The sequence below is a fragment of the Streptococcus sp. S784/96/1 genome, assembly GCF_902729355.1.
In the GTDB taxonomy this organism is placed as follows: Bacteria; Bacillota; Bacilli; order Lactobacillales; family Streptococcaceae; genus Streptococcus; species Streptococcus caledonicus.
In genome coordinates this window covers 39645-52528 of the sequence record NZ_CACVCC010000008.1, presented here as the reverse complement: position 1 = coordinate 52528, position 12884 = coordinate 39645, and the positions used below count along the sequence as shown (strand labels likewise).

At 40.1% G+C, this 12884-nt stretch carries 13 protein-coding genes; all 13 read right to left on the bottom strand.

All coding sequences use genetic code 11. The annotated features are described in order from the left end of the window. Positions 1-324 precede the first annotated feature (324 nt). The 13 genes from rlmD to GZ996_RS04270 all read right to left on the bottom strand — a co-directional run bounded on the left by rlmD (position 325) and on the right by GZ996_RS04270 (position 12816). Positions 325-1680, bottom strand: a complete 1356-nt coding sequence (gene rlmD / locus GZ996_RS04330) for a 23S rRNA (uracil(1939)-C(5))-methyltransferase RlmD (RefSeq protein WP_162011431.1) — start codon at positions 1678-1680, stop codon at positions 325-327. A gap of 78 nt (positions 1681-1758) precedes the next feature. After that, a complete protein-coding gene (locus GZ996_RS04325; RefSeq protein WP_162011416.1) occupies positions 1759-3216 on the bottom strand; it encodes an LCP family protein in 1458 nt (485 codons plus the stop codon). 9 nt (positions 3217-3225) lie between these two features. Then, positions 3226-4056, bottom strand: coding sequence for a prephenate dehydratase (gene pheA, locus GZ996_RS04320; RefSeq protein ID WP_156805540.1), 831 nt, complete (start codon positions 4054-4056; stop codon positions 3226-3228). Further along, positions 4053-4529 (bottom strand): shikimate kinase, encoded by a 477-nt coding sequence (locus GZ996_RS04315; RefSeq protein WP_161978835.1) that lies wholly within the window; start codon positions 4527-4529, stop codon positions 4053-4055. The genes pheA and GZ996_RS04315 overlap by 4 nt, the downstream gene beginning before the upstream one ends. Continuing rightward, positions 4522-5805: a 3-phosphoshikimate 1-carboxyvinyltransferase gene (gene aroA / locus GZ996_RS04310; RefSeq protein WP_162011415.1), complete on the bottom strand. Its 1284-nt coding sequence runs from the start codon at positions 5803-5805 to the stop codon at positions 4522-4524. The genes GZ996_RS04315 and aroA overlap by 8 nt, the downstream gene beginning before the upstream one ends. Before the next feature lie 119 nt (positions 5806-5924). After that, a complete protein-coding gene (locus tag GZ996_RS04305) occupies positions 5925-6263 on the bottom strand; it encodes a YlbF/YmcA family competence regulator (protein WP_162011414.1) in 339 nt (112 codons plus the stop codon). An 11-nt stretch (positions 6264-6274) separates the two neighbouring features. Beyond that, positions 6275-7378 carry a prephenate dehydrogenase gene (locus tag GZ996_RS04300; protein ID WP_162011413.1) on the bottom strand — a complete coding sequence of 368 codons (1104 nt, stop codon included), beginning with the start codon at positions 7376-7378 and terminating at the stop codon, positions 6275-6277. A 3-nt stretch (positions 7379-7381) separates the two neighbouring features. Continuing rightward, positions 7382-8548: a chorismate synthase gene (gene aroC, locus GZ996_RS04295; RefSeq protein ID WP_156805545.1), complete on the bottom strand. Its 1167-nt coding sequence runs from the start codon at positions 8546-8548 to the stop codon at positions 7382-7384. A gap of 1 nt (position 8549) precedes the next feature. Beyond that, a complete protein-coding gene (gene aroB, locus GZ996_RS04290; protein ID WP_156805546.1) occupies positions 8550-9617 on the bottom strand; it encodes a 3-dehydroquinate synthase in 1068 nt (355 codons plus the stop codon). Between the two features lie 5 nt (positions 9618-9622). Further along, positions 9623-10129, bottom strand: coding sequence for an NUDIX hydrolase (locus GZ996_RS04285; protein ID WP_162011412.1), 507 nt, complete (start codon positions 10127-10129; stop codon positions 9623-9625). Beyond that, on the bottom strand, positions 10123-10989 hold the full coding sequence (locus GZ996_RS04280) for a shikimate dehydrogenase (RefSeq protein WP_162011411.1): 867 nt from the start codon (positions 10987-10989) through the stop codon (positions 10123-10125). Before GZ996_RS04280 ends, GZ996_RS04285 begins: the two co-directional genes overlap by 7 nt. Continuing rightward, the gene (gene aroD / locus GZ996_RS04275; RefSeq protein WP_156805549.1) at positions 10979-11656 is read right to left on the bottom strand and encodes a type I 3-dehydroquinate dehydratase; all 678 of its coding nucleotides are present in this window, start codon (positions 11654-11656) and stop codon (positions 10979-10981) included. The genes GZ996_RS04280 and aroD overlap by 11 nt, the downstream gene beginning before the upstream one ends. Beyond that, complete coding sequence (locus GZ996_RS04270; RefSeq protein ID WP_162011410.1) at positions 11653-12816, bottom strand: class I SAM-dependent rRNA methyltransferase; 1164 nt, start codon at positions 12814-12816, stop codon at positions 11653-11655. Before GZ996_RS04270 ends, aroD begins: the two co-directional genes overlap by 4 nt. Positions 12817-12884: the final 68 nt, after the last annotated feature.

Below are 12884 nucleotides of genomic sequence, written 5' to 3'. Positions count from 1 at the left end.
CCCTCGACCATATCAGTGATTTAAGAGTGGGATATACTTATATATTTTTGTCCCCACCTTGTGTCTAAGGAAATAAATACCTTATAAATCCTCCAGAACTTCAACGACCTCAACTGAAATAGTTACTTTAATACTACCCCACCCAACAGCAAAAAGCCTTGTTAACAAGGCTTTTCATTATCCCTTTCGTTCAATGTTTTCTAGGCTTTCACGAGCAAACCAACTACCTCAGCGGTTCGCTGTCTCCGCTCTGACTACGTACCAGCACTTGTCAACCACGGACAGCTATCGCATAGGCAGAAGTAATTGCTATCCTATGTCATTTCACTCCTTGACTAGCAAACTCACTGCCTCAACATGATGCGTTTGCGGAAAAAGATCCACAGGCTGTACTTTCTGCAACTTGTAGCCTAATTCTTCATAAAGCTTAATATCACGCGCCATGGTGGCTGGGTTACAGGAGATATAGGTAATTTTGTTGGGTTTCATGGCGACGCTTGCCTTGATAAAGCTTTCTGTAAGACCTTTGCGTGGTGGGTCTACTAGAATCACGCTTGGTTGAATACCTTCCTTGCTCCAGTTAGCCATGGCATTTTCAGCGCTATCTACTACATAGTGCGCGTTGGTAATGCCGTTCAGCGCAGCATTTTTCTTCGCATCACGCACTGCTGCTTCAATGACTTCAACGCCATAAACTGCTTTGACTTTCTTAGCAAGGGAAAGTCCGATGGTCCCAATCCCTGAGTAAGCATCAACAACTACATCTTGCGTCGTTAATTCTGAAAAATCAATGGCTGCCTGATAGAGTTTTTCTGCCATTTCGGTATTGACTTGATAGAAGGACTGGGCTGAAATCTCGTACTGATTCCTCAGCATCGTGTCCGTAATCGTATCTTTGCCATACAAGGTATAGAATTCCGCCCCAAAAATAGCATTGGTATTCTTGTCGTTAATATTTTGAATGACAGAAACCAGTGCTGGAAAATCAGCTACCAATTGTTCAATCAACTGCTCTATCCGAAAGACCTTCGGACGCGTGGTCACAAGCACCAACATCATCTCACCCGAGTAATGCCCACGACGCACCACGATATTGCGAATCAAACCAGTCTGCTCTTTTTCATCATAAGGTTTGAGGTCAAAACGGCGCAGTAAATCACGAGTGGCATTGATAAAACGGTCAATCTCCTTGTCTTGAATCAGATAATCTTCAATTGGCATCAAATCATGAGAATTTTTACGGAAAAAGCCTGTTTCCAGTTGACCGTTGACACGTCGTACTGGAATCGTAGCCTTATTGCGATAGGCAGTTGGGTTATCCATACCAATAGTTTCTGCCACTTCCACATCTGAAATACCAGCGATTTTATAGAGGTTATCCACCACTTGCTTACGCTTGAATTTCAGTTGTTCTGCATAGGCTAAATGCCCAAAATCAGCAATCCCTGTCCGCAAATAGGCCATGTCCATCTCTGCCACGCGATGCGGTGAAGTAGTCAGATATTCCTCTACTTTTCCATAGCCGATGTTCTTTTTTACTTTGAGCACGCGCATCCGAATCACTTCTTCTGGTAAGGCATTTTCCACAAAAAAGACCAAGCCATCTACCTTAGCAACGCCCTGTCCTTCATGGGTCAAATCGACAATTTTTACTTCTACAATATCATTTTTTTGCAACATCATATCCTCATTCTAACTCTCAGCTCTGCTATTTCCAAAAGAAATAAGAGAGACTTTCGTCTCTCCATTATATCATATTTATCGTAATCCCATCTGAGCTAATAATTCTTTATAGTTATCACGATCAATATCGAGTCCCATACCCCCATACATGTCATAGGTATCAATCCAATCCCCTTGTTGAGGAATGGTAAGACGTTCAATACCACCTCTTCCGCTCGTTAATATACCTAACCCCTCCGCCAAAAGCACAGGATAAGAGACATTTGTAGAGGTAAGAGCATAAATTTTACCCACCGCTGCTGACCCTGTAAAGAGTTTAGCAGGATTTTTGACTTGAGCAAAAACAGCTTCCAAAACCTGTTGCTGGCGCTTCACTCGCCCAAAATCAGCCGTATCATCTCCACGAAAACGGGCATAATTTAGAAGTGTCTTACCATCCATTCTCTGTTTACCGACTGCAATGGTCTGGTACATTGCTCCGCCTTGTGCATAGCCTAAATCATCAGGAACTTCAACCTCCGTTACGGTTTCACCACCAACAGTTTCAAATGCAGCATCAATTTCAACACCTTCAGGGAATAAGGTATCAATCGCAATCGCAAACGTTTCAAAGTCAATCATGACATAATATTTAATATCAATGTCAAAATTATGTTTGAGAACCAGACGAACAAATTCTGCTCCTTGGTCGCCATCTTGTTCTCCAAACGTAAATGAGCTATTCAGTTTCAGGTCTGTTGAGTAATCATCAGAACTGTAACCTGGAATATTGACTAAGGTATCACGCATAAAGCTAGCCAGTTTGATTTTTCCGTCACTGCCACCAATATTCATAACCATAATCGTATCAGTTCTAGCATCGGTAGAATTCTGCGTAACTCTCTTATCACTTCCTAAAATAAGGATATTAGTACCATCCAAAGTATCCTCACCATTAAACACCTCAACTTGTGCAGGTTGATAATTGTTCTTTCCAGAAGTGATCTCATTCATCCCTTTCACAAACATGACAATCATTCCAGTTAAAACAGCAAGAATCACGATACCAATCCATTTCAAAAAGCGTTTAAAACTAAAATTGCGTTTTTTCTTAGCTGGTTTTGGAGATTTCACCTTAATAGATTGTTCTTTTACAGGTTGTTCTACTCGTTCATGAATTTTAGGACGGCTAACCTTTTTAGACCTCTCTTGGGTGGGATAAGCAGGTAATCCTTTAATTCTTTCCTTCGGTTGCTCCTTGTCAAAAGCTGTCGCCATCCCATTTGGATAAGGAGGCAAATCTAAATCGCCATGCTTTTCTTTCCGAGAATAACGTTTCGAATTTTCCTTCTTAGGATAAACAGGCAAAGCGTTCAAAGTATCTTGAGATAAATTCCTCTCTTGGCTATACGAAACTAATTCACCGGCTAACTTAGCCTTAAGATGTTCTAGCTCAGCTTTTTCCTTAGGATTTAAAAAATGAATATTTTTCGATAAATAATCATATCGTAGGGCTTCATGATGAGTTAGAGCCTCTAAACGGCGATCTGGCATAATACCTCCTTAAGGTGTGCTCATAGTATAAACAGAATAATCTCCTAAAATTTTAAACTCAATTCCTAGACTTGTCAACTCAGATAAGGCATATTTAATCAATTCTTTACTCTCATTATCAACATCTATAATGAAAAAGTATTCACCAAGTATCGTTTTCAATGGTCGGCTTTCAATTTTAGTTAGATCAATCCCTCGCCAGGCAAAAACCGATAAAGCTTTGTATAGAGCTCCTGGCAGATTATCTGGTAAAGTTAGAGCTAGGGATATTTTTTTAGAGATTTTAGGTAAAATAACAAGCTGCTCTTGAGTTCCTAAAATCCAAAAACGAGTGAAATTCTCCTCGATTTCTTGGATATCCTTAGCAATCACAGTTAAACCATACTGTTTCGCTGCTGCTTGAGGGGCAATAGCTGCATAAGGTTTATCTGGGTGTTCCGCTACCAATCGTGCAGCATAAGCGGTCGAGGCAGTTACTTCAAACTGGGCCTTAGGGTAATGTTGAGAAATATACTGTTTTCCTTGAGCTATCGCTTGAGGATGAGAATAGATTTTTTCTGGATATTGTGTTGTCACCGACATGAGTTGTTGCTTGATTGGTTGAATAATTTCTGCCACAGCCTTTAAATTTTCTTGATCAAAAAGGTAATCAATTGTTTCATGTACCGATCCTTCAATCGAATTTTCTACGGGAACAATAGCAAAGCTGACTTGCTTGTCTTGATAGGCTTTCAGAACTTCTGTGATGGTTTCAAAGGGGACTAAATCAGCCTGAGGAAAGGCACTTAGAGCCACATTGTGAGTAAACGACCCTATTGGTCCCAAATAGGCAATTTTCATAAGATTTCCTCTACAATTTCCTGAGGTGTTTTATTGGTCACATCAATGATTTGACTGGCCGCCTCTTCATACCAGATTTGACGTCCATCAAAAATAGCTTTAAAGGCTTCTTTACTATTGTTAACAAATAGCGGTCGCACATTTTTGGTATCATTAGCAATGCGCTGATATAGCGTTTCAAAATCAGCTTTCAGATAGATAGTCTGTTGATTTTCTGTTAACAACTGACGATTTTTTTCTGTCACAACGACTCCACCTCCTGTGGAAATAACCTTATCAGTAGCTATCAAATCTGATAAAACATCACTTTCAATCTCACGAAAAGCAGATTCACCTTTTGTTGCAAAAAAGTCTGCAATAGGCATCCCAATACGGTCTTCAATCATAGCATCCATATCAATATAATCTAAGTCCAAGAGACGTGCAATGGTTGATTTTCCAGAACCCATAAAACCAATTAAAACCTTAGCCATGTACCAATACCTCCATGTGTTTGAAGAAATCTGGATAACTGGTATTGATTGCTTCTGCTCTCTCTAAGTTCACCTCTCCATCCTGGACAAGCAGAGCAGCAATGGCAGCCATCATACCGATACGATGATCACCAAAGGTGTTAATGTTAGCACCATGAAGCGATGTTTTACCTTCTATAATCATTCCATCAGGTGTTGGTTCAATACTAGCACCCATCGCATTTAGAGCGTCAGCCACTACTTGAATACGGTCTGTTTCCTTCACTTTCAATTCTTCCGCATCACGAATGACTGTTCTACCTTTTGCCTGCGTCGCCAAAAGCGTAATAATCGGTAATTCATCAATCAAGCGAGGAATGATGTCACCAGCTATCTCAGTCCCATGAAGCTCTGATGTTTCAACAGTAATGGTCGCTGATTTAGCAATATGATTAACATTAGACAGTTGAATATTCCCTCCCATGGCCTTGATCACATCGAGAATGCCTGTCCGCGTTTCGTTGATTCCAACGTTTTCAAGAATAATCTTACTATTTGGGACAATAAGCCCTGCTACTAGCCAGAAAGCTGCCGAAGAGATATCCCCAGGAACAACCACTTCTTGAGCAGTAAATTCTTGACCTCCTAAAATACGAATCTCCTTGCCATCAACCTGAATCTCACCACCAAATTGAACAATCATATCCTCGGTGTGATTACGTGTTTTCTCTTTTTCAATAATCACAGACTCTCCGTCTGCCTGCAAAGCTGCAAAAATCAGAGCAGATTTTACTTGAGCAGAGGCCACCGGTAATTGGTAAGTAATTGTTTTAAGTGAGCTTCTCCCCTTCATTTTAAGAGGTGGCAAGTCACGGTCAGTCTGACCAGATACGTCAACTCCCATTTGGCGTAAAGGAATAGTCACACGATCCATCGGACGTTTTGAAAGACTATCATCTCCAAACATCTCCACTTCAAAATCCTGTCCTGCAAGAACACCTGAAATGAGACGAATAGACGTGCCAGAATTTCCCATGTCCAGTTTATTCTGCGGAGCTTTTAAGCCCTCAAAACCAACACCATGTATTTCAACAACATCGCCCTTATCTTCAATTTGCACTCCTAAGTCACGGAAAACCTGCATGGTTGACAGAACATCCTCACCACGCAAAATGTCTCGAACAGTCGTCACTCCTTTGGCAAGACTTCCAAACATAATTGAACGATGACTAATTGATTTATCTCCAGGCACACGAATTGAACCTGATAATGATTTAGCTGTTGTTTGTAACTTCATAAGAAACCTCTCACTCGTGTATTTTTTCATTATATCAAAAAAGTACAGAAATTTCTAAAAATTCCTGTACTTGTGCCTTATGTAAGACATTTGATATAAATGTACTGATTTTTAGCGACTTACTCTGCTAATTCTTGTAAAGGTTTAAAGATGATTCGCTCCAAGTCAGCAACATAAACACCTAGTGCTTGCTGGTTTGTGAAATAAGCTTTAACAATACTATTTTTTTCAATTTTATCACCAAGTGCAGTCATTTCTGCTTGATCCTCTGGACTAGGCATTTGTCCAGATTGAATTAGGGCCTGAATTTTATTTTGTGCGACTAAAAATTCCTCCCAAAGTCCTTTGGCAGCAGCATCAGCATCAACTGCCTCTTTCGCCGTTTTAACAGCTTGATATTCTGGAAGTGCACGGATAGCACGTTCCAAGTTATTTGCTAAATCATAAATATTTTCCATGAGTAACTCCTTTATGTAATTGTAATGTGATAATCTGTATTATTTTTAATAATAACTTCGGCAGTAGCTAAATCCTGAGCATTTTTAAAGGTTAGTTGCAAAACACCATGACTATCTTCTCGGTTTTCCTCATTGATGTGCAAGTTCACGAGAGAAATTCCTCTTAGTAATTCCAAAATTTTCAAGACCACATCTTCTTCGTCAGGGACTTCAACAAAGAGATCGTAAAAGCTATCTACACCACCCTTTTTGTGGATTTCCATAGCTTGCCTCATGGCACGTCCTTGATTGAAAAACTTCCAGATTGCTGGCTCATTTTTCTGGAAAATAAGCTGCGCAACCTCATCAAGACGCTCTTTAAATTCCTCAATTCTGTCAAGAACAGCTCTGCTATTACTCAGCAAAATAGAAGTCCATAAATCAGGCTCTGACTCTGCAATCCGAGTCATATCCCTAAAACCTCCGGCAGTAAAATACTTTGTGTGCTCGTGAGATTCAGCGTAGTCGCCAGTTTGCAACATCAAGCTAGTCGCTAAAATATGGGGGAAATGAGAAATCTGACTAGTTACTCGGTCGTGCTCATCAGCAGCCACCTCAATATAACGAGCTCCAGTTCCCTTAAACAAGTCTTTTAAAGACGTTAAAGCCCTTTCTTGGGTGAACTGAGTCGGTGTGAAAATATAGTAGGCATTTTCAAACAAGCTAACATCAGCTGCAATAGCTCCAGACTTATGACTGCCTGCCATCGGATGGCCGCCAATAAAATCAATCTCACGATTAGCAAAACAGGCTTCAGCTACTGCAACAATCTCCTGTTTTGTCGAACCAACATCTGTAATAATCACACCTTTTTTCAAGTCTAATTGAGCCAACTCTTTTAAAAAAAGAATAGTCTGTTTAATAGGAACTGCTAATATAATAATATCAGCTAAGGGAGCAAAACTAGCAAAATCATCCGTTAAATCATTAACCATCCCTCGTTCACGAGCAATCTGTTGTGATTTTTCAGGGCGATTATAGCCTAGAATCCGATAAGTTGGATGAGCCTTACGAATGGCTAAAGCCAATGAACCACCAATCAAACCTAGTCCCGCAATGTATATTGTTTTTGACATAGACTAAAACTTTCTAACATAGTTACGGTGTGAATCCACAGCTGCCTTTAATTCTTCCATATTGTCTGATGAAAATTTCTCTAAGATTTCCTGAGCAATGACTGTAGCAACGACACTTTCCATAACCACACCTGCTGCTGGAAGAGCCGTTGGATCTGAACGCTCTACAGTTGCCTTATAAGGTTCATGTGTTTCAATATCAACTGACATTAAGGGTTTATACAAAGTCGGAATTGGCTTCATCACACCTCGAATGATAATAGGCTGACCATTAGTCATACCACCTTCAAAACCACCGAGGTTATTGGTACGACGCGTATAGCCATCTTCTGTATTCCAAAGAATTTCATCCATAACCTCAGAACCTTTACGGTAACCTGCTTGGAAACCGACACCAAATTCAACGCCCTTAAAAGCATTGATAGACACAACTGCCTGAGCTAACTTAGCATCCAATTTGGTATCCCATTGTACAAAAGAACCTAAACCTACTGGAACACCACCAACGATTGTTTCTACAACTCCACCAATCGTGTCCCCTTCTTTTTTAATTTGATCTATGTAATCCTTGATTTCCTGTTCTCGTTCTCGATTAACAACAGAAATTTCTGATTCCTGAGCCAATTTCTTAATCTCAGAGACTGTCAAATCAGCTGGAACATCAATTTCTTTACCACCAAATACAACAACATGATTAGCGATTTCAATATCAAGCTCTGCTAAAATTCTTTTGGCAACTGCTCCAACTGCCACACGCATCGTTGTTTCACGCGCAGATGAACGCTCTAGAGAATTTCTTAAATCATCAAAGCGATATTTCATACCGCCAACAAGGTCTGCATGACCTGGACGGGGGTGTTTGATTTTTCTCTTTGTTTTAAGACGGTCTTCAATATCTTCTACTGCCATAATATCAAGCCATTTTTGATGGTCTTTATTGATGACATGAAGCGTTATCGGTGCTCCAGTCGTCTTTCCATGACGAACACCAGAAGTAATCTCAACAACGTCGCTTTCGATTTTCATGCGACCACCGCGACCATAACCACCCTGACGACGTTTTAAATCACCGTTGATATCTTGGGCTGTCAAGGGTAAACCTGCCGGTACACCTTCAATAATAGCTGTCAATCGTGGTCCGTGGGACTCACCTGCGGTTAAATATCTCATCTTATTTCTCCAGATACTCTTTCATTTCCTCCAAAGGGATTTGGTTAATGGCTGCGCTACCTAATTTAGGTACAATGACGGTCTTGATAGTATTACCACTTGCCTTTTTATCATGCGTCAGTGCAGCGTACAAATCATTAACCAGCCAAGGCTTATGGTCCGTTGGTAAACCAAATTTTGCACACATGTTAATAATTTTGTCAGTCATTCCAGCTGGCATCAAACCTTTTTTCTCAGCTACACGAGATATTTGAACCATACCAATCGCAACAGCCTCACCGTGCATGACCTTACCATATCCCGCTGTTTGTTCAATGGCATGCCCAATCGTATGACCAAAATTTAGGTACATACGGATGCCACCTTCAAACTCATCCTCGACAACAATCTTACGTTTCACATTACAAGAATGATAAATAATGTCTTCAGCATGCTCCAAAATAGATTCTGGACTTCCATCTAAAGTTTCTAGGATCTCCCACAGGTCAACATCATCAATGAGACCATATTTGATCACTTCTCCCATACCTTCAATAAGTTCACGTTTTCCCAGCGTCTTAAGAACATCTGGATCAATAAAAACCCCTTTAGGCTGAGCAAATGTTCCCACACTATTCTTGGCCCTTGGCGTATTGACACCTGTTTTACCACCAATGGAAGAATCCACTTGTGCAGTCAGACTTGTCGGTATCTGTAAAAATGGAATGCCTCGCATATAAGTCGAAGCAACAAAACCAGCTAAATCACCGACAACACCACCACCAAGAGCAACAATGCCATCACCCCTGGTTAGCCCATTTTCAAGCAAGAAATCGTAGGCATTATTAACTGTTGTAAGATTTTTGGAAGCCTCTCCTTCTAAAAACTCAAAAACAAAGATCTCAAAACCGGCAGTTTCAAGACTTTGTTGAACCGTCTCTGCATAGAGAGAGGCAACGTGGTCATCTGTTATAATCGCAATCTTCTGACAATTCAAGATTGAACGAGCCCAGTCTCCTACACTTGTAAGAGACCCTCGTTCAATCATGATATCATAGGGATTTGTCGCTAAATCAACATGTAATTTCATCGCTATCACTTCCTCACTTGATGTAAATAAGTTAGGGCTTCTTGTAAAATTATCCTATCACGCTGGCGTAAGAGGCTCTGTTGTTCTGTATGAGGTTGTTGAACAGAAAAACGTTTGACAAGTTCTTCCAAGGTTAACAATTCTAAATAAACCTTATCGGATTTTTCATCCTCGTCGAGATTCTGGGCTAGCTTGCTCTCAGACACCCCTGCAACAAACCCGTGATGAATTTGAAGCAACTTCTCATCTTTTCGGTAATCTTCAATCTGGCACAGTTGACTTAGCCATCTGCACTGATATCCTGTTTCTTCTAAAATCTCACGACGAAAAGCCTGTTCGAAGGTTTCACCTTTTCCTAATCCACCACCTGGTAAGACTGAAAAATCATACTTGCCATAAGTCATCACAAGAACTTTCTCATCAGGAGTGACAACAAGTCCTCGCACTGCCTGGCGTTTGCTTTCAATTAGAAAATCACTGTCATAATTACCAATCTGATAAGTCCTTAACACTGATACTTTTCCTCTAGTACCTGCCAAATCTCATCAGTTGGCATTTCTGCCCCTGTCCATTCTTCAAATGCTGCCGCCGCTTGAAAGAGAAGCATTCCTAAGCCATTAATAGCTTTGAGTCCACGGCTACGTGCCAGTTTTAAAAATAGGGTTTCAAAGGGTTGGTAAATCACATCTGCTACTGTAAGACCTTCTGGAAATTGAAAATCATCACGAATAATCATTGACTGACCATCCATGCCCACACTAGTCGCATTAACAAACAACTGACTTTCAGCCACTTTTTCCTCAATCAAGGCAAGATTTTCAATCGGATAAACATCAATTTCCACACCTGTTTTTTGGGATAAGGCTTGCGCTTTTGCTTGTGTTTCCTCTAAAAATGCTGTCTGGTTAAATATCGTGATATGACTGGCACCATTGAGCGCAGCTTGGGCAATAATTGCCGTTGCCGCACCACCACCGCCTAAAATGGTCATATGTTTACCTTTGACATCAAAATCTAAAAAAGTCGATAATGATTTGAAAAATCCAATACCGTCTGTATTATGGCCAATCAATTTTCCATCTCGGTTGATAACCGTGTTGACCGCACCAATAAGTTGAGCTGAATCCGTCAATTCGTCCATATAAGGCAAAGCAGCTTGCTTATAAGGCATGGAAATATTAACACCCCACATGTCATAGCGCTTCACATTTTTAAGGGTTTCTTCAAGATCCCTTTCAGGAATGTCCCAAGCTACATAAACACCATTGATATTCGTCTTGTTAAAAGCATAGTTGTGAATAAAGGGAGAAATAGAATGCTTGATCGGTCTTGCTACCACAGCAGCTAAACGTGTATGTCCATCAATCTGCATTTAGCACCTCCAAAAACTTCGTCAATTGATGAAGAGGAATTTGTCCAGGAGCACTTTCCTCTTCAAGGCTGGCGTAGGACCAGCACGATCCCATCAACTCGCCTGCAATACGGGTAATACGCCCCAATTTGCCCATCGACATGACCGCATATTCCTGTTCAGGGTTCAGAGTCTTAAAACCTCTAGTAAAGTTCATCAAATCAAGAACATCTTGATGTGTAATAGGCATGACTGCAATTTTTACGATACGTGGTGACAGAGCTGTCATCTCAGAAAAGGCTTCCATTATGTTACTTGGAGTTTCATTAAAATTATGATAAGACAATACCAAATTTGAAAAATCAAGCATCTCGTTAAACACACCCATGTGTGAAAAATACTCGTAATCAATGTAGTCTGGCTGGTAAATCGCACTGATTTCTTTGATAAGACCTACATATTCCTGGTCTTCTAATTCAATATTTCCACCTTCATGAGTTGTGCGAAGGGTAAAAAGTACCTCGCGACCTACAAATTTTTCAAAAATCGCAGGGGCAACCGTTAAAATCTCTTCTTTTGGCAAGTAATCAGCCCGCCATTCAATAATATCTGCTAAATCATACTTAGTCACGTCAAGCAATTGAGCTTCTTCTAAGCTCCTAGGCATTACTGGAACGACAATTTTCATTGGTTTACCTTTATCGTAAATACTTTTAAGTAATTACTGCTTTCATCATTTTTGTTGACAGTGAAATCACCCGGCAACTGTTTTAAATCTATAAATTGGTACTTGATTTTTCCAAGTCCCTTTTGAATTTGTTTCTTAAATTGCTGCGTTGTCATATTTGAGGCATTTGTTGATGCAACAATAATCCCTCTAGGACTTAAAATATCTAATGCCTGCGCAATCAATTTATGATAATCTTTTAAGACAGAAAAGGTCTGTTTTTTATTTCTAGCAAAACTTGGTGGGTCGATGACAATCACATCAAATTTCAGAGCATGGCGTCTCGCATATTTAAAATAGTCAAAGACATCCATGACAACAAACTGGTGATTTTCAAGTCCAAGACCATTTGCTTTAAAATGAGCTTGCGAGAGTTCTCGAGACCTTTTGGCCAAATCAACTGATGTAGTCTCTAGTGCACCACCCATGGCAGCGGCAACAGAAAAGGCTGCAGTGTAAGAAAACATATTAAGAACTGTTTTTCCTAAGGCTAAACCATCAACCAAACTTCCTCTGACCTCATGTTGGTCTAAGAAAATCCCTGTCATTAGTCCATCGTTTAAAAAGACTGAATAGCGCACGCCATTTTCCAAAATCTCGAAAGGATTAAGCGCTTCTTCCCCATATAGATAAGAACTTTCAGGACGGTCACTTTTAAAACGTACTTTCCCATAAGCACCTTTGAGTTCTGGAAAAACCTTTTGAAAGGCAGAAATAATAAGTTCTTTCTGACGATAGATATAGGAATTATACCAAGAAAAGAGAGCGTAATCTCCATATCTGTCAATAGTAAGGCCACCTAGATTATCTCCATCTTGATTAAAAAGACGGTAAGCTGTCGTTAAATCTGACATCTCAAATTGCCTACGTTTTTGTTTCGCCTTTTTAAAGAGATGAATCAGATAATCTTCCGTTACCTCAATCGCTTCTCGAGATAGAACCCAACCAATCCCCTTATTTTGGCGAGACAAGTAAGCCGTACCAAGAAAAGCGCCTTTTTGATTGACCAAAGAAACCACTCCGTCCGTAACTATTTGGTCTAGAAAGTCTCTGCCATCTATGAGCTGAATACCTGATTTAACACGCTTTTCAGCTAAATCACCCATAACAAGTTTAATCATAGGAGTATTATAGCAAATTTTCAGACAATTAGCCACAATGGTTTTAGATTACTCTTGATTTTTGTTTT